The sequence below is a fragment of the Pseudomonas sp. NPDC086566 genome (assembly GCF_050280885.1).
Lineage (GTDB): Bacteria > Pseudomonadota > Gammaproteobacteria > Pseudomonadales > Pseudomonadaceae > Aquipseudomonas > Aquipseudomonas vlassakiae.
On record NZ_JBNNWD010000001.1, the window covers coordinates 434,102 to 451,826 of the forward strand.

15 protein-coding genes are annotated in these 17,725 nt (G+C 63.3%); 5 read left to right on the plus strand and 10 right to left on the minus strand.

Annotated elements, in window-relative coordinates; translation table 11 throughout:
* The first annotated feature begins 4 nt into the window (after window positions 1–4).
* The 4 genes from cobW to ACQKPS_RS01995 are packed head-to-tail and all read left to right on the plus strand — an operon-like array spanning window position 5 to window position 6,508.
* Window positions 5–1,072, plus strand: coding sequence for a cobalamin biosynthesis protein CobW (cobW, locus tag ACQKPS_RS01980; RefSeq protein WP_254480020.1), 1,068 nt, complete (start codon window positions 5–7; stop codon window positions 1,070–1,072).
* A 3-nt stretch (window positions 1,073–1,075) separates the two neighbouring features.
* Entirely contained in the window at window positions 1,076–4,837 is a 3,762-nt protein-coding gene (cobN, locus tag ACQKPS_RS01985) for a cobaltochelatase subunit CobN (RefSeq protein WP_427602376.1), read from the plus strand.
* Window position 4,838: 1 nt separating this feature from the next.
* Window positions 4,839–5,840: an ATP-binding protein gene (locus tag ACQKPS_RS01990; protein ID WP_254480018.1), complete on the plus strand. Its 1,002-nt coding sequence runs from the start codon at window positions 4,839–4,841 to the stop codon at window positions 5,838–5,840.
* Between the two features lie 35 nt (window positions 5,841–5,875).
* Window positions 5,876–6,508 (plus strand): vWA domain-containing protein, encoded by a 633-nt coding sequence (locus tag ACQKPS_RS01995; protein WP_427602378.1) that lies wholly within the window; start codon window positions 5,876–5,878, stop codon window positions 6,506–6,508.
* Between the two features lie 114 nt (window positions 6,509–6,622).
* Here ACQKPS_RS01995 and ACQKPS_RS02000 read toward each other — a convergent pair whose 3' ends face one another.
* Complete coding sequence (locus ACQKPS_RS02000; RefSeq protein WP_254480016.1) at window positions 6,623–6,889, minus strand: hypothetical protein; 267 nt, start codon at window positions 6,887–6,889, stop codon at window positions 6,623–6,625.
* 343 nt (window positions 6,890–7,232) lie between these two features.
* Here ACQKPS_RS02000 and ACQKPS_RS02005 point away from each other — a divergent pair, with 343 nt between their 5' ends.
* The gene (locus ACQKPS_RS02005) at window positions 7,233–8,558 is read left to right on the plus strand and encodes a sigma-54 dependent transcriptional regulator (protein ID WP_254480015.1); all 1,326 of its coding nucleotides are present in this window, start codon (window positions 7,233–7,235) and stop codon (window positions 8,556–8,558) included.
* Here the strand turns inward: ACQKPS_RS02005 and ACQKPS_RS02010 are convergent, their stop codons facing one another.
* The 9 genes from ACQKPS_RS02010 to pnuC all read right to left on the minus strand — a co-directional run bounded on the left by ACQKPS_RS02010 (window position 8,559) and on the right by pnuC (window position 17,719).
* Window positions 8,559–10,760, minus strand: a complete 2,202-nt coding sequence (locus ACQKPS_RS02010; RefSeq protein WP_254480014.1) for an LTA synthase family protein — start codon at window positions 10,758–10,760, stop codon at window positions 8,559–8,561.
* A 120-nt stretch (window positions 10,761–10,880) separates the two neighbouring features.
* Complete coding sequence (locus ACQKPS_RS02015) at window positions 10,881–12,161, minus strand: hypothetical protein (RefSeq protein WP_427602381.1); 1,281 nt, start codon at window positions 12,159–12,161, stop codon at window positions 10,881–10,883.
* Window positions 12,162–12,208: 47 nt separating this feature from the next.
* Window positions 12,209–12,952, minus strand: a complete 744-nt coding sequence (locus tag ACQKPS_RS02020) for a hypothetical protein (protein WP_427602383.1) — start codon at window positions 12,950–12,952, stop codon at window positions 12,209–12,211.
* A gap of 43 nt (window positions 12,953–12,995) precedes the next feature.
* Complete coding sequence (locus tag ACQKPS_RS02025) at window positions 12,996–13,676, minus strand: C39 family peptidase (protein ID WP_254480011.1); 681 nt, start codon at window positions 13,674–13,676, stop codon at window positions 12,996–12,998.
* A gap of 68 nt (window positions 13,677–13,744) precedes the next feature.
* Window positions 13,745–15,232: a heme utilization protein gene (locus tag ACQKPS_RS02030; RefSeq protein WP_254480010.1), complete on the minus strand. Its 1,488-nt coding sequence runs from the start codon at window positions 15,230–15,232 to the stop codon at window positions 13,745–13,747.
* A 51-nt stretch (window positions 15,233–15,283) separates the two neighbouring features.
* On the minus strand, window positions 15,284–15,874 hold the full coding sequence (locus ACQKPS_RS02035) for an adhesin (protein WP_254480009.1): 591 nt from the start codon (window positions 15,872–15,874) through the stop codon (window positions 15,284–15,286).
* A 1-nt stretch (window position 15,875) separates the two neighbouring features.
* The gene (locus ACQKPS_RS02040) at window positions 15,876–16,307 is read right to left on the minus strand and encodes a hypothetical protein (protein WP_254480008.1); all 432 of its coding nucleotides are present in this window, start codon (window positions 16,305–16,307) and stop codon (window positions 15,876–15,878) included.
* A gap of 297 nt (window positions 16,308–16,604) precedes the next feature.
* Window positions 16,605–17,156 (minus strand): AAA family ATPase, encoded by a 552-nt coding sequence (locus tag ACQKPS_RS02045; RefSeq protein ID WP_427602386.1) that lies wholly within the window; start codon window positions 17,154–17,156, stop codon window positions 16,605–16,607.
* Complete coding sequence (gene pnuC, locus ACQKPS_RS02050) at window positions 17,153–17,719, minus strand: nicotinamide riboside transporter PnuC (RefSeq protein WP_427602388.1); 567 nt, start codon at window positions 17,717–17,719, stop codon at window positions 17,153–17,155. The genes ACQKPS_RS02045 and pnuC overlap by 4 nt, the downstream gene beginning before the upstream one ends.
* Between the last annotated feature and the right edge of the window lie 6 nt (window positions 17,720–17,725).

Consider the following 17,725-nt stretch of genomic DNA (forward strand, 5'->3'; position numbering starts at 1 on the left):
CGACATGAAAACACTGGCCAAGCTCCCCGTCACCATCGTTACCGGCTTTCTCGGCTCGGGCAAGACCACCTTGCTCCGCCACATGCTCGACAACGCCCAAGGCCGCCGCATCGCGGTCATCGTCAACGAATTCGGCGAGCTTGGCATCGACGGCGAAATCCTCAAGCAATGCAGCATCGGCTGCACCGAGGAAGAGGCCAGCGGCCGCGTCTATGAACTCGCCAACGGCTGCCTGTGCTGCACCGTGCAGGAAGAATTCTTCCCGGTGATGCGCGAACTGGTCGCACGCCGCGGCGATCTCGACCACATCCTCATCGAAACCAGCGGCCTGGCACTGCCCAAGCCCCTGGTGCAAGCCTTCCAGTGGCCGGAAATCCGCAACGCCTGCACCGTCGATGCGGTCATCACCGTGGTCGACAGCCCGGCCGTGGCCGCCGGCACCTTCGCCGCCTACCCCGAGCAGGTCGATGCGCAACGCAAGCTTGATCCCAACCTTGATCACGAATCGCCACTGCACGAACTGTTCGCCGACCAGCTGGCCAGTGCCGACCTGGTGGTGCTGAACAAGGCTGACCTGATCGACGCCGAAGGCCTGGCCAAGGTGCGTGCCGAAGTGGCCGAGGAGCTGCCGCCAGCCGTCAAGGTAATCGAAGCCAGCAGCGGCCGGCTGCCGCTGGAAGTGCTGTTGGGCTTAGGTGCCGAGTCCGAGGCGCACATCGATGGCCGTCGCACCCACCACGACGCCCACCATGACGGCGATGACCATGACGATCACGACCATGATGCCTTTGACTCGATCTCCATCGACCTGCCCGAGGCTGACGAAAGCCTGCTGCTCGATGCCCTGACCCAGTTGGTGGTGGAGTTCGGCATCCTGCGAGCCAAAGGCTTCGCGGCCATCCCCGGCAAGCCGATGCGCCTGCTGGTACAGGGCGTGGGTACCCGTTTCGACAAACACTTCGACCGCGCATGGCGCGCTGACGAACCACGCATCACCCGCCTGGTGCTGATCGGTCAGGACCTTGATGCCCCGCAACTGGAAGCGCGCCTGCGCCAGGCCCTGGGCGCCTGACCCATGCACCTGCTGCGGACCCAGCCCGGCGGCTTCGTGCCGGACGACAGCATCGCCGACCTCGGCCAGACGCCCGCCGACCTGGTAATCCTCTGCAGCGGCGATTCGCACCTGGCATTGCTTGCCGAAACCGCCGAGCAACTGCCGGACGATTTCCCCAGCCTGCGCCTGGCCAACCCGATGCAGGTGCAGAACCATGCCTCGGTCGACTTGTATGTCGACGAGGTCCTGCGCCATGCCAAGGTGATCCTGGTGTCGCTGCACGGTGGCGTCGGCTATTGGCGCTACGGTGTCGAGCAGCTGGTCGAACTGGCAACCCGTGGCGTGCAACTGATCCTGGTCCCCGGCGATGATCGCCCGGACCCGGAGCTTACTGGCCTGGGCACGGTCACCGGCGAGCCGGCCGAACGCCTCTGGCACTACTTGCGCCAGGGCGGCAAGCGCAATGCCCTCAACCTGTTCAACTGCCTGGCCAACCAGTGGCTGGGGCGTGACTACCGTTGGGACGAACCGCAGCCTTTGCCGCGCACTTCGGTGTATCACCCGCGCCTGGCCGGCGCGCAGCTCGAAGACTGGTACAGCCACTGGAACAGCGAGTATCCGGTGGCTCCGTTGCTGTTCTATCGTTCTCACCTGCAGGCTGCCAATACCGCATTCATTGACGTGTTCTGCGAGCGCTTGCAGGCCGCCGGCCTTAACCCGCTGCCCATCGCCGTGGCCAGCCTCAAGGAAAGCGCCTGCCTGGAGCAGGTCGAAGCCTGGCTGGACGAAGTGGGGGCCGAGGTGTTGATCAACACCACCGGTTTTGCCCTCTCCAGCCCGGAACGGCCCAACCTGCGCCCGTTCCGTCGTGATATCCCGGTGTTGCAGGCCATTTGTGCGCAGGACAACCAGCCCGGCTGGGAGGCCAGCGAGCAGGGCCTGGGTGCCCGCGACCTGGCCATGCACATCGCCTTGCCGGAACTGGACGGGCGCATCATCACCCGACCGGTCAGTTTCAAGGACATGGCCTGGCGCAGCGAGCGCAGCCAGTCCGATGTGGTCTGTTACCGTGCGCACCCCGAGCGCATGGACTTTGTCGCCGAGCTGGCGCGGCGCTGGGTCGAACTGGCGCGCCTGCCCAATGGGCAAAAGCGCGTGGCCCTGGTGCTGGCCAACTACCCGACCCGCGATGGCCGCATCGGCAATGGCGTCGGCCTGGATACCCCGGCTGCCGCGTTGAATATCCTCAAGGCACTGCAGGCCGAAGGCTATCCGCTCGCGCCGTTGCCAGGCAGCGGCACGCAACTGATTCACCAGCTGCTGGGCGGGGTGACCAACGACCTTGAACACCTCGACCAACGCCCCTGCGCCCAGAGCCTGAGCCTGGCGGACTACCACGCGGCCTTCGAACGCCTGCCAGAGGCCAATCGCCAGGCCGTGCTGGAGCGCTGGGGGCCGCCCGAACAAGACCCGATGTACCGCGCAGGCCGCCTGATGGTTGCCGGCCTGCGCTTTGGCCTGACCTTCGTCGGTATCCAGCCGGCGCGCGGCTACCAGGTCGACCCAAGCGCGGTGTACCACGACCCGGACCTGGTGCCACCGCACGGTTACCTGGCGTTTCACTTCTGGTTGCGGCATGCCTTTGCTGCCGATGCCGTGATCCACGTCGGCAAGCACGGCAACCTGGAGTGGCTGCCCGGCAAGGGCGTCGGCCTGTCCGCACAGTGCTGGCCGGACGCGCTGCTCGGTCCACTGCCCAATATCTACCCGTTCATCGTCAACGACCCGGGCGAGGGCGCCCAGGCCAAGCGCCGGACCCAGGCGGTGATCATCGATCACCTGATGCCGCCGCTGACCCGCGCCGAAACCTACGGCCCTCTGCGTCATCTTGAGCAACTGGCGGACGAATTCTACGAAGCCCAGCTGCTCGACCCGCGACGTGCACGAGAACTGCAGCGCGACATTCTCGAACTGGTCAAGGCCAACCATATCGACCGGGAGTTGCAGCTGGAGGGCCAGCTGGACGATGCCACGGTGTGGTTGCCGCGCCTGGATACCTACCTGTGCGACCTCAAGGAATCGCAGATCCGCGATGGCTTGCATGTATTCGGTCAGTCGCCGCAGGCGCGCCTGCGCCTCGATACCCTGCTGGCCTTGCTGCGTGTGGAGCGGGGCGACGGTCGCGGTGGCAATGCCAGCTTGCTGCGAACCCTGGCCAAGGCCCTGACGCTGGGCTTCGACCCCCTCGACTGCGACCTTGGCGAGCCCTGGTCAGGGCCACGCCCGGCGATGCTGCTGGCCGTGCAAGCGGGCGCCTGGCGCACCGCTGGCGATACCCGCGAGCGCCTTGAGTTGCTTGCGTTGCGCATCATCGAACAGGCGCTGGAAGGGCCGGCGCAGCTGCCCGAGCAACCGCAATGGCAGCCGGTGCACGACGTGCTGGACGCCCTGCGCGAGCAGGTCGCACCTGACCTGGATGCGTGCGGCGCTGCGGAGATCAATGGGCTGCTGGCCGCGCTGTGCGGGCGTTTCGTGCCGGCCGGTCCAAGCGGTGCACCCAGCCGCGGCCGCCTGGACGTTTTGCCCACCGGGCGTAACTTCTACACCGTCGACGTGCGCAACCTGCCCACCACCACCGCCTGGCGCTTGGGGTTCGCCTCGGCCAACCTGATCCTCGAACGGCACCTGCAGGACCATGGCGACCATCTGCGCCAGCTGGGCTTGTCGGTGTGGGGCACGGCGACCATGCGCACCGGTGGCGACGATATCGCCCAGGCCATGGCGTTGATGGGGGTGCGCCCGGTGTGGGCTACCGGCAGCCAGCGCGTCGACGACTTCGAGATCCTGCCACTGAGCCTGCTCGACCGCCCACGGGTGGACGTGACGCTGCGCGTCTCGGGCTTCTTCCGCGATGCCTTCGGCAACCTGATCCGCCTGTTCGATGCCGCGGTGCAGGCAGTGGCGGCTCTGGACGAGCCGGACGACCTCAACCCCCTGGCCGCACGGGTGCGCAACGAACGCGCCAGCCTGCAGGCGCAGGGCGTGGACGCCGAGCAGGCGGCGCGCCAGGCGGGCTGGCGGGTGTTCGGGGCCAAACCAGGTGCCTACGGTGCCGGCGTGCAGAACGCCATCGACGGCCGCCTGTGGCACAGCCGTGACGACCTCGCCGAGGTGTACCTCAATCATGGTGGCTATGCCTACGGTGCTCGCGATGAAGGCACCCCGGCGCGCGCCCAGTTCGCCCGGCGCCTGGGCCAGGTGCAGGCGGTGTTGCAGAATCAGGACAACCACGAGCACGATCTGCTTGATTCCAACGATTACTATCAGTTCCAGGGCGGCATGCTGGCCGCGTCGGAGACCTTGTCTGGTGGAGCAGTGGCCAGTTATCACGGCGATCACAGCCAGGTCGACCGGCCGCGGATCCGTACCTTGAAAGAAGAGCTGAACCGTGTGATCCGTGCCCGTGCGCTGAACCCGAAGTGGATCGACGGGGCGAAACGCCATGGCTACAAGGGGGCGTTCGAGCTGGCCGCGACCGTCGACAACCTGTTCGCCTTCGACGCCACCACGCACCTGATCGATGACCATCATTACCAGTCGCTGGCCGATGCCTACGTGCTCGACCCGGCGACCCGTGACTTCATGCGCGAGCACAACCCCGAGGCGCTGCGCGACCTCACCGAACGCTTGCTGGAAGCCCAGCAACGCGGGCTTTGGGAAGCCCCCGGTGACTATCGCGAGGCCCTTGAGGAACAGTTGCTCGACGGCGAGGAACAGCCTTGAAATGAGTGAACCCGTGCAATTCCCACTGGCAGCCGTGGTCGGCGCCGAGGACCTCAAACTGGCCCTGTGCCTCACCGCCATCGACCCGAAGATCGGCGGCGTGCTCATCGAAGGCCCGCGCGGCATGGCCAAGAGTACCTTGGCTCGCGGCCTGGCCGACCTGCTGGGCGAGGGCCCGTTCGTGACCTTGCCGCTGGGGGCAAGTGAAGAGCGTTTGATCGGGACACTGGACCTGGATGCTGCACTTGGCCAGGGCAAGGCGCAGTTCAGCCCCGGTGTGCTGGCCCACGCCGATGGTGGCGTGTTGTATGTCGATGAAGTCAACCTGCTGCCCGATACCCTGGTCGACCTGTTGCTGGATGTGGCTGCCAGTGGTACCAACCGCATCGAGCGCGATGGTATTTCCCATCGGCACAGTGCCCGTTTCGTGCTGATCGGCACCATGAACCCCGAGGAAGGCGAGTTGCGCCCGCAACTGCTCGACCGCTTCGGCCTCAATGTGGCGCTCGATGGCCTGCCGGCTCCAGAGGCACGCCAGCAGATCATTCGTCGGCGGCTGGCCTTCGACAGCGACCCGCAGGCATTCTGCGAGCAATGGGCCAGTGCCCAGGCGCAACTGCGCGAGCGCTGCCAGGCGGCGCGCCATGGGCTGGCGGCGATTGCCCTGGACGATCAGGCCCTGGCCTGGATCACCGAGCGTTGTTTCGCCGCTGGCGTTGATGGCCTGCGTGCCGACCTGGTCTGGCTGCGCGCTGCCCGTGCGCATTGTGCCTGGCGCGGTGGGCAGGCGATCGAGGAGGGGGATGTCGACGCCGTAGCCGAATTCGCCTTGCGCCATCGCCGGCGCACGCCAGCCGAGCTGCCAGCCTCTGCGCCGCCCGGTGCAGCGGATGGCCGCGACCGGCAGGGCGAGGGTGGCCAGGGCGATTGGGGGGCACTGCCGGCGCAGCCGGTGAGCAGCGGCGCACGGCGAGAGGTGCCGAACTGGGCAAAAAAGCCCTGAGCATCCGCAAACCAGGTTTGAAGGGGGCGGATGCCATGCCCCGTGCCGGAAAACTGCCAGGTGCCAGCCGAGGCCGCAGCCGTGCAGCCTCCTCTGGCCGGGTAGCCTGGCTGCCGACCTTGCTCAAGGGCCGCCCGACGTTGCGTCAGGACCTTTGCTGGCACCAGCGCCAGGCGCAGGCCAACGAACTGTGGCTGGTGATCGTCGATGCATCGGCTTCCACCCGGCGCCACCAGGCACTGGCGCAGTGCAAAGGCCTGCTGGCCGAGTTGTTCGACCAGGCCTATCGGCAACGCGCCCGTCTTGCGTTGCTCACGGCCAGCGGCGGCGCGCCGCAGTGGCAGCGCCATGGCCTGAAGGCGTCGGCAAGCCTGCAGCCTTGGCTGCAGGCCCTCGGGGCTGGCGGCGGCACGCCTTTGATCGCAGCGCTCGATCAGGCCAGGCGCTGGTTGCAGGCCCGGCACAAAGCCCATCCCCACGAGTTGCAACGCTGCCTGGTATTCACCGATGGGCGCCTCCAACGCAGCAATGGTGTGCAGCCCATGCCTTGCGCAACGGTGCTGGTTGACATGGAATTGGCGCCAGTTCGCCTTGGCCGGGCACAACAGTTGGCCACGCAATTACATGCCGTCTATCAGCATCTTGAGCAATTCAAGGTAAAGCAATGAATAAGGCCGAAGGGATGGGCGCGACACTATGTCGCAATTAAAAAGTTGCCTGGCAGGCCATCGCCAAGTTGCTCAAGTGCGTGCAGGGCACGCACTTGCAGAGGCGCAACGCTATTATTCCGGCATCGACCAAGGTTGCAGGTCGTAACCTTTCTGGGACAGTTCGGCGCGCACTTCTTCGATCAGGCTGGCCCACTGTGCAGGGTCCGAATAGATGCGCGACGATACTTGTTTGCTGCCGATACGGGTGCTGGTCCGGTCGATCACCGCAAGGCTCAGCTCGCCTGTACCGTTGGGCGCATCCCAGGCAACACACTGGAAGGGTTCGAATGCGTGGTCGGCAATCAGCAGTGCCTCGTTGACACGGAGCGGTGCATTCATGGTTCGGTCTCTCTGTGGTCCCAAACAGCGAAATAAGGTCCGCGTAACTGCTACGTCGCTTCAGGTGTTAACGCGATCCGCAGCGCGGGGTTACTCGTACTGATGCTCCAAGTTAAGGGTGGAGTCACACAGCGCATGTAAATTTTTTGCCGGTAACCGTTTTTTTGTTTCCCGGCGCCGCTGTGACGCCAATGAATATGAAAAATTCCCGAAGCGGTTTGGCTCGTCAGAATCCGGCAGACAAACGGTCGTGGGCAGTGTCAAGTTCGTTGCTACTGTTAATTCGGCGCCGCAACTTACTGTTTTAACGAAAAAAACCAACAATTGGCGCCAAGGAACGGTCATGCACGAGACTGCCGCCCTGCGTCGCTTGCTCATCGTCGACCCCTGCGACGATTGTCACCGTCTGCTGCCCGGCCTGGAGAGTGCCGGCTGGGAGGTTCACAGTTGTGGCCTGGATCAGGCCCTGGAGCACCGTTGCGATATCGGCGTGTTGCGCCTGCAGGCCTCGCACTTGCGGCATCCGGACGCCGTCAAGGACATGATCAAGCGCAGCAACACTGAGTGGATTGCCGTGCTCAACGCCGAACAGTTGCGTTTGCAGAACGTCGGTGATTTTGTCTGCGAGTGGTTTTTCGATTTTCACACCTTGCCATTCGATTACTCTCGTGTGCTGGTGACACTGGGGCGAGCGTTCGGCATGGCCCGCCTGCGCGGCAAGGGCTCGGTGAGGGTGGACGGGCTGGAGCATGAGCTGCTTGGCGACAGCCGGCCGATTCTGGAGCTGCGCAAATTGCTCGGCAAGTTGGCGCCTACCGAGTCCCCTGTGCTGATCCGTGGCGAGAGCGGCACCGGCAAAGAGCTGGTGGCGCGAACACTGCACCGGCAATCCCAGCGCAGCGAAATGCCGTTCATCGCCATCAACTGCGGGGCGATCCCTGAAAACCTGATCCAGTCAGAGCTGTTCGGGCACGAGAAAGGGGCCTTTACTGGTGCCCATCAACGCAAGGTGGGGCGGATCGAGGCGGCTAATGGCGGCACCTTGTTCCTCGATGAAATCGGCGACCTGCCCCTGGAGTTGCAGGCCAACTTGCTGCGTTTTCTGCAGGAAAAACACATCGAGCGAGTAGGTGGAAGCCAGCCGATACCGGTCGACGTGCGGGTATTGGCAGCCACCCACGTTGACCTGGAAAAGGCCATCGAACAAGGGCGCTTTCGTGAAGACCTCTACTACCGGCTCAATGTTTTGCAAGTGGTGACAGCGCCGCTGCGTGACCGGCATGGCGACCTGTCGATGCTGGCCAATCATTTTTCGCACTTCTACAGCCTGGAAACGGGCCGCAGGCCCCGCTCATTCAGCGACCATGCGCTTGCCGCGATGGGGCGCCACAACTGGCCGGGCAATGTACGAGAACTGGCCAACCGGGTCAGGCGCGGGCTGGTACTCGCCGAAGGGCGGCAGATCGAGGCCCAGGACCTTGGCCTGCAGGGCCTGGAGCAGGAAGAGCAGCCGCTGGGCACGCTGGAAGACTACAAGCACCGGGCCGAGCGCCAGGCGCTGTGCGATGTGCTGGACCGGCACAGCAATAACATGAGCATTGCGGCGAAGGTGCTTGGCGTATCACGGCCGACGTTCTACCGGCTGCTGCACAAACACCAGATTCGCTGATCAGCTGGATTGGGCGATATGCCCGTCAGACAAGTCTTCCAGCGGCTCTTCCTCGCCAGGTAGTGCGGTGATCACGCTGAAATCACTGACCTCCACCTCGCCGCCGCCGTAGCCGAGCAGGTGGAAGGAAAACGCCTTGCGCATCGTCGGGTTATCGAACCCGAATTCGATTTCCAGGGGTTCGTCGGCCGTCACCCGGATCTCTTCGGGCAACCCCAGCGGCACATCTTGTTCCAACTCCTTGGCCTTGAGCTGGATAAAGGCCGCGTGCTGCCGGTCCAGCGAGCGCACCTTGACCCGCACCCGGGTGTGCGAGCCTTCAGGCATTTCCAGGTACTGCGCGCCGATCAGGTTGTCAGCCCAGTCGTCGCGTATGCGCGCCTGCAACTGAATGGCGGACGGGCCGCCGAACTGATAACGCAGGTTGAGCGGCGTCTGCAAAAGGGACTGGTCGAGCACGCCGGCCAGCGCGCCAATCTGTGTACCCAGGGTGCTGTCGCCAGGGCCGATGTAGCGGGCCTTGTCAGCGATGAAGCCTGGGCTTTCATAGCGGCGGCAACGCTGCTGGAAGTCGCATTCGGTGAAGACGCCCTTGCCATCGTGGTAGCGCAGCATGCCGTTGGTGTAGGAAATCATCTCGCGGCCACTGTCGTAATCGCGGTACAGCGAGCGCCCGCCCAGGGCGACCGGGATCGGCAGGGCGAAGTAGTCGAGCAGCGACGTCGCCAGGTCGATGTGGCCGTAGGTGCCGTTCTTGATGCGTGGCAGTTCTGCCTGCTCCGGTGCCAGTGTCAGGTTGAAACCCCAGGACGAGGCCAGGCGCACGCCATCGATACCGTGGGACTCGTCCGAGGTGACCACCACCAGGGTGTCCTCGAGCACGCCCTGGCGTTCGAGGTTTTCGAGGAAGGCGCCGATCGCATCGTCGAGGTAGGCGACCGCCGCTTGCTTGGCGGTGTCGTAGCGCTGCAGGTAGTCATCGGGGGCGGAGTAGGGCTGGTGAGTCCCTACGGTCAGCAGGGTGAGCATCCAGGGGCGGTCTTGCTGGCGCAACTGGCCAACATAGTCCAGGGCGCCTTCAAAGAAGGCACGATCATCCTTGCCCCACGGGAATTCCAGGTAATTGTCGTTGCTGAACCACTCCAGGCCATGCACCGAGTCGAAGCCGATATGCGGCATGATCCGGTCCTTGGCCATGAAGCGCAGGCCCGCGCCTTGCAGGTAGTGAGTGGTGAAGCCGGCCTGGCGCAACTGTGCTGGCAGGCAGGCCTGGTTGCGCTGCTGCTGGGTGAGCAGCTCGACCCCCTTGGGTGTGCCGTTGGCCAGCTTGTCATAATCGCCGCACAGCATCGCATACAAGCCGCGGATGGTCTGGTGCGTGTGCAGGACGTAGTCCGGAGTGTTCATGCCCCGTTGCGCCCAGTGGCTGAGCTTGGGCATCAGGTCTTCATCGAAGCGGCTGTGCAGGGCCTGGCGGTTGGGTCGTACATAAGCGCCGGGGATGCCTTCGAGAGTAATGACCAACAGGTTGCGGGCACGACCTGGCGCTGCCAGCAGCTTTTGCCCGCTCAGGTCATGCTGGGTCAGGCCGGCGCTGGGCAACGGCGTGACGACGGGAGCCCGACCGGCCCAGCGCTGGGCCTGACGTTCCAGGTCGCCGAGAGCAGCAGACAGCAGCTGATGAGCAAGGGTGTACTGGCGCCACTGGTCGGCGTCACTGGGCGCCAGCTGCTGGCTGCCCCAGTGTGCAGCGAACAACAGCGCCGGGATGGCCCAGGCCTTGCGCGTGAACGTCGCAGCCGGCTGCCTGCGGCTGCGCCAGGCGCTCCCCAGCCAGACCAGCAGGCCGCCCGCGAACAACAGGGGCAGCCAGGCGTGGGCCAGACCGCCGCCGGTGGAGTTTTCCATGAATTGCGGGTCGAACAGATAGCTCAGGTCGCCACTGGTCGGCAGCCTGCCCACGGCGCTGACCAGCTCGGCCGAAGCCACCCACAGCGCGGCCCAGGCCAGCAGAACCGGCAGCGCCAGCCACCATGCGCGGCGCTGTAACAGCAGCACCAGCAGACTACCAAGCGCCAGGTCCGACAGGTAGCCATACGGGCTGGACCAGCCCAGCAGGGCGCGCACGACCAGGGGGATCACCAGCACCAGTGTTGCCAGGGCGAGCAGCCGGGTGCGTGGTGGGCCTTGCAGGTTTTTCACGAAACTTTCCTTTTTGCCATGAAATCGTCACACAATTGTGCGCGATGATAACAGGCCGATTCCCGGAAAGCCGTTGGCTACAAAGTTGGTAACCAATTGGGGCGCGATGCGCCCCGGATGTCAGAAGTAATACGGGAACTTCAGACTAAAGGAAAAGTCCGGTGCATCGTCTGTCAGACCAATCGACAAGTTCGGCACGATCGTCAAGTTGTTGGAGGCAGCAAAGGTCAGACCGACGTTGAAGTTGGCTGCGTTATAGTCGCTGTTGGTGATCGATTGCCAATCGCCGCCATCGGGCTTGATCTTGCTCTTGCGGGCGAACTGATCGGTGACCGAGAACGACATACTCATCTTCTCGTTGAGGGCGAAGGCAATACCACCGCCGATCTGCCAGGAATCGCCGAGTTTCACATCGCCCGGCACCTTGGTGTCCACCTGCGGACTGATGTCGCTGAACGAGTCCTGCATGTTGTAGGTGTACGACAGGCTGCCGAACAGCACGGCAGGGTCGAAGGTCTTCACCAGCGACACGCCCGGGGTGATGGCCCACACACCGTTGCCGGTCGGCAGATCCTCTGGCATTGCCAGGTTGTCGTTGCCCGCCACCTGTTGCAGCTTGATGCCGTACGGGTCTTTGCCGGTTGGCGCCTTCACGCGCAGGGTGGCAACGGCATCCGGCCAGGTATCCGACTCGTCAAGGAACTTGTAGGCAATCCCGAAGTTGACGTCGCCGAGGGTCGGGTCACGGGTAACCGATGCGTCGGAGGAGGTGCCGGCGGCGCCGCCTGCCCCCCCGGAGGAATAGGTGGAGTCGCGGTAGACGATGGGCACGTTGATATCGAACTGCCAACGCTGGTCGACGTTGTAGCGCGCCGTCAGATCCAAGGTCCAGTTGTCCGCCTTGATGCGGTCGATGTTGATGTTGCCGAGGAAGATCGAGTCCAGTGCCAGAAAGCCGTTGAGCACCAGGGCGCGGGTATCGTAGTGGGTGTAGGTCAGCCCGGTTTCGACGCTGAACTTGCCGCCACCGAAGAAGCCGCTGGCCTCGTCATACAAGTTGGACACGCTTTGCGCCGGTTCCGAGTTGTCCTGCAGCGACTGCCCATAAGAGGCGCCACTGCTGCCTGGCGTACCCGTGGCCACGGTCTGGCCGCCTTTCACCCCCTCTGCGGGGGACCTGGTCAGGCGCTTTGGTTGCGCCTGGGCGGGGGCTTCCTCGACCTGCTTGAGCCGCTGTTCCAGCACCATCAATGCGTTCTGTTGGGCTTCGTAGCGCTGTTTCAGCGCTATCAGTTCCTGTTTGAGTGCTTCGACCTGAGGGTCGGTTGCCGCCTGTAGCAGAGTGGCCGGGGCCATTGTGGTAAAACAAACGAGAGCTCTGAACGTCGACAAACGGTGCATGGATTAGCCGTCCCTTCTGACTACATACGATGAGACTTGAGCGTAGATCAGTATCCGAGATTGCGAATGCCTTTAAGCTGCTCAAGATTGGCGCCCACGGAACCGGCCATCGGTGCACTGTCGCGCAGCACGACATTGAGTGAAGTCAGGTTGCTGACCCGGTTGCTGGCACCGAGCAGGGTGGTGTTCTGCATCAGCCCACCTTGGCCCAGGCTTTGTACCGAGTTGCCTTGGTTGCCGCTGGCGACGATATTCATCTGCACGCCAGTTCCTGTGGACGACACGCTCAATGTGCCGGCGCCATTGCTGCCGACTAGCGTGGAGCCTGCAGCCAGGGCCTGGCCCTGCGGTTGACTGTCTGGCGCCTGGTTGCCCTTGGTGACGTTGATGTCGACATTGTTGTTGGCTGCGTTGAAGTCACCGGCAGCGCGTACCACCTGGGTCACGCCCTGGGTCGTGCTAAGGCCGCTGCCACCGCTGACGGTGCCGGTGCCGGTGCCGGTGTGCGCGCTGCCAGTGCCTTTTTCATCGATCATCGAGACGTAGAACTGTGGCTTGATGGTCGACTGCTGCACCTGCATCGCAGAGGTGGCGCCAATCACTTCGCCATTGGCGTTCTGCCAGGTGCTGGTCATGACGATGCCAAAGCTCACGATCCGCCCTGGCATTACATAGCGGCCACGCAGGTTGGCCAACTCCTGGTCCTTCAATTCGATCGGTTTGAACGTTTCTGCATGGGTTGGCAGGCTGGCAGCCAGGCAAACCACTGCCAGCCAGAGGGAAGTCTTCATGGGTTCTCCCTGAGCGTCTTGCCCTACGTCGTTGAACAGGTCGTTAGAAGAAGTCGCTTTGAATGAAACCAAAGTCCATCAGCTCTGCATCTGGCACCGGGGTGAAATTGCTGATGCGGTTCTTGGCGCTCAGCGGCAGCGGTGGGTCGAGCAGGATGTTGTTCTTGTCATAGCCCTTGCCGATCACGGCGAAGATGATGCCGTTCCAGCCTTTGACGAAATCGTCGAGCTTGAAGCGCTTGTGGCCCAGCACCGGGTCACCGATGTACACCCAGCCTCTGTCGACCTTCTGCATCACCACGAAGTGCTTGTAGCCGCGGATATCCATCAGCACCACCACCGGGATGCGGATGCTGTTCAGGGTGTCGGGGGCTACCTTGTAGCCGCGTGCCCGCATGCCCAGGCTTTCCACGTAGTGCTTCATGTCGAGCATTGAGAAGCCTTGGGTTCGGACCAGATCTTCATTGGCATGGGCCAACATGCCCTCGATCACCTGGTTTTCGTCCACGTCCAGCCAGTAGGCCTGGCGCAGGATGGTCGCCAGGGACGCCGCGCCACAGCTGAAGTCGGTTTTTTGCTGGACCAGGTCGGCGAATTTGCGCTCGCGGATGCTCTGGACCGGTTTGTAGATCACCGCACCACCCGGCAGCACGGATAACGGCATCTGCGAAGCTTCGCCGACACTGGCGATGCACAGCAGAAATGCCAAGGCGATAATGCGCATGTTCGACGCCCCCTGCCTTTTTCTTGTTAGAAAGAGGCTCCCCGCAGGGAGCCTCCAGACCGCAGTGGTTACATCGAGGTGTTGGAGATGGCCAGCGAGTTGCTCTGCTGGTTGCCTACACCCGCTGCCACGTTCACGCCCAGGTTGCCGCTGCCACCGTTGACCGAACCACTCAGGGTGGCGGTGTTGGTCACAGGGTTGGCCCAGCCGGTCGGGGTCAGCACTTGGAACGACACGGTGTTGCTCAGCGCGTACTCGCTAGACTCGCTGAAGCTCTTCGAGATGCTGTCCGACGATTGCGACGCTTTTTCGCCAGCTTTCTCGTAGGCCGAGGCACTGGCTTTTTCCCATGCCGATGCGTTGGCCTTCTCGTAGGAGGTATCGCGAGACTTGTCGTAGGACGAGTCATGGCTGCGGTCATACGAAGAATCGTAGGCTCTGTCGAAAGAGGAGCTCAGCGACTTGTCGAACGACGAGTTGCTGGACGACTCATGCGACTTGTCGACCGATGCATCCAGTGAAGCACTGAGCGATGCGTCGAAGTCCGAGCTGCGCGAGCGCGTGAAGTTGCCGAAGGTTTGCGACGACGAAGCGCTGCCATTGGCGCTGGCATCGAGCGATGCGCTGATCGTGGTGTTGGAGGACGAGCTGTGGTCGCGGCTGGAAGAGCCGTTTGCAGCCCAGTTGTTGGAGCCGCTGGCGGTCGAACTGTTGCTGCCGCTGGCGCTGCTGCTGTTGGAGCCGCTGGCGGTCATGCTGGTCGAGCCGCTGGAGCTGCTGCTCTTCGACCCGCTGGCGCTGGCGCTTTGGCTACCCGACGCGCTGTAGCTGGAGCTGGAGCTCTTGTCGACGCTGGCATCGAAAGAGCCGCTACGCGAGGCCGAACCACTCGAAGAAGTGGTGAAGGACAGCGTATCAACGGTGTAGGTACGGTCGGCACGGTTGTTCACGGTCAAGCCAGGGCCGTTCTGATCGGCCGAAGCAGTCGCGCTGGAGTTACCGATAGGCGCGGCGTTGTTGGCGATGGCCATGGTATTTTTCTGCTGGTTCAGGTCGCCGCCAGCAATGTTGATACCAATGTTGCCGCTGCTGCCGTCGGCCGAGCCACTCATGACGGCGGAGCTTTGGGTCGACCAGTTATTGACGGTGTTGTTGTTGCTGCGTTGCGTCACTTCAGCGTTTGCAGTAGCGGTGCCGAAGACAAAGCTGTTGTCGATGTCGGCATTGTCGGAGGACGTATTGGCGATGGCCGCGGCGTTGTCTTGCTGGTTGCCGTTACCTGCCGCCACGTTGACACCGACGTTGCCGCTGGCGCCAGCACCCGAACTGCTCATTTCGGCTTCGTTGATGGTGCCTTCGTTGTGGATGGTGTTGCCAGTGCTTCGCTGGGAGTCAGTGGCTTCAGCAGAAGCGCTGGTGAACACAGCCCTGTCCATTTGCCGGTGGTTGTTGTTGTGATCGTGACCGCGACGATTGTTCTGATCCGCTTGTGCAGCAACAGCCATGACCGCAGCAATTGCGAAAACCAGAGGCTTGATTGCCATCGAGGGTTTCATGGTGTTTCTCCGTCTTTAGGTTAAGTGTTGTTCTTACCTGTACCTTCCGGGTCAGTTCGCGACCCTTACGCTCAGGGTGTTTGCCGTCTGGTTGCCCACCCCGGCGCTCTGATTCAGCTGGATGACCCCGCGGCTACCGGTGAATGCCTGGTCACCGGTGGTGACATGGCGATAGCCGGGGGAGGTATCAGCTGGATCGGAGCTGTTGATCAGCGCCACGTTCTGTTGCAGCAGGACGCTGTCATCGATGCTTTGCGGTTGTGTACTGATGCTGATGCGCAGGGCGTTGGCCTGCTGGGTCGCGGCCCCCGCGCTCTGGTTGATGCCCAGTGCGCCGCTGCCATGGCTGAAGGCATTGCCCTGAATGCTGGCGCTGGCGCCCATGTTGGGGTCGACGATGGACGCCTGGCGCTGGCGGATCTGCGTGATCGCAGTGGCCTCGTGGCCGGTGGCTATTGCCCGTGCGTTGGCTTGTTGCTGGCCATCGCCGGCGGCCTGGTTGACGCTGAAGTTGCCTTGGTACTGTGCGCCGGAATTGTCGATGTTGGCGTCGTTGATCACCGGGACTGACGAAGGTATTGGCGCTTGCGCCAGCGCCGAGGCACTGCTCAACAGGGCGAGGATAAACAGCGTCTGCCTCATCTCATTTGCCTCCCGTGAGGATCTGCAGTGGGGCAAGACCGCGCTGGACGCTTGAGTTGACCATGTTGGAAATGCCGTTGCCCGAACCCGTCCCGCGGCCAGCAGCCTGGTTGGTCAGCTGCGTCTGGTTGCCGATATGCCCGCCAAGGTTGCCAGTCTGTTGGGTGATCAATGAAGAAATGCCCGTGCCACTGGTGATGCTGGCGAAGTCGCCGTCGCTCAGCTCGTTGGTCTGTTTGAGCACTTGCGCGGAGGGATTGGCATTGGCGGTGGTGGGGTAGGGGTCGGGCGCCAGGGGGGCTCGAGTGGCCATGCGCGGCTGCACATCGCGGGTGATCACGATAATGCCGTTATCGGCCTGCGCGCAGAGCGCCGAACCCAGTGCACAGCCGACCAGCAACAGGCGAAAAATGCCTTTATCCAGTTTCCCCATGACGGCGACTCCTTCTTCGAGCGCTGGTCTCGTTCAGCGGTGCGAAGGAGGAGAGCGAAAGCCGTGCCGGTTTTGGATTCTCTATCGAAATCAGCGTGTTGAGCGCATTGCCTGAACTAACGGTGAATTTGCTGTATCAGCGCTGAGACAGATTTTCAGTGAAAGGGCGTTTGGCCCAGCATTTGCGCTACCCCAAGGGTCTTTTTCACGAATGTTTCACATCCTTGACACTGCCCCCATCAATGGCAGGGAGCCCGCAGAAACGGGGGCTTGGCCTCAGCTGGGTGTGTCATGGGGTTAACACTCGGTGGGGCAAAGCGGGGTTTTCCCTTGCAGCAGGCGCTGAACGGCAAGCAGGGCCGTTGCGCTGCGTTGCTGCCAGTCGCCTTCAATGATTTGCACTGGTTGCCCGTGGCGCTCCAGCCAGCGACGGCTGTCGTCGAAGAACACCTGGCGGTCGGCAAGGGCTGGCTGGCTGCGCTGGCCATCGTCGACCCAGCCTACGCCTTGCGGGCTGAGCAGCAGGTGCAGGTCGTAGCGTCGGGCAAGCAAAGCCTGCTCCAGCCAGGGCGGGCATGCGGCGAACAGGGCCTGGCTCCATAGCATGTTGCTGAGCAGGTGGGTATCGAGGATCAGCAGTTCAGGTGCCTGCTGGCGGGCCTGGTCTTCCCAGGCCAGCTGGCCGCGGGCGATGGTAGGGATATCGGCATAGCAGGTGTCGCGGCATTCCTGATCGATGAAGTGGCGCACGTATTCGGCCACCACGATGCCGCCGAAATGCGCCTGGATTTCACCGCTGAGCCAGCTTTTGCCGCTGGATTCGGGGCCGCACAGCACGACGACCTTCATGGCTGCGCCACGGCGCAGTCACGGCGCCATTCCAGCCAGCCGCGTACCGCGATCACGGTCAGCACGGCAAAGAAACCGGCGGTGAAATACAGCTGCTGGTGCAGGTACTGGCCCACATAGACCACATCCACCGCGACCCACAGCGGCCAGCACTGCACGCGCTTCTGCGCCATCCACAGTTGCGCGACCAGGCTGAAACCGGTCAACGTCGCATCCAGCCAGGGCAGGGCAGCATCGGTCCAGTTGGCCATCGCCGAACCCAGCGCCACGCTCAGCAGCAGCCCTGCCAGCAAGCCGCCGAACAGCGCCGTGGCGGGCAGGCGCGAGACCTGACGAGCGTCCTCGACCCGGTCCGGGCGCTTCCATTGCCACCAGCCATAAAGCTGCAGCGCGGCGTAGGCCAGCTGCAGCAGCATGCCTGAGTACAGCTTCACCTCGTAGAACAACCCGCCATAGATCAGCACCATGACCAGGCCGATCGGCCAGCACCAGGCATTCTGTTTGACGGTGAGCCACACGGCGGTGACGCCGAGCACGGCGGCGAGCAGTTCGAGGCCGGACATCGGCGA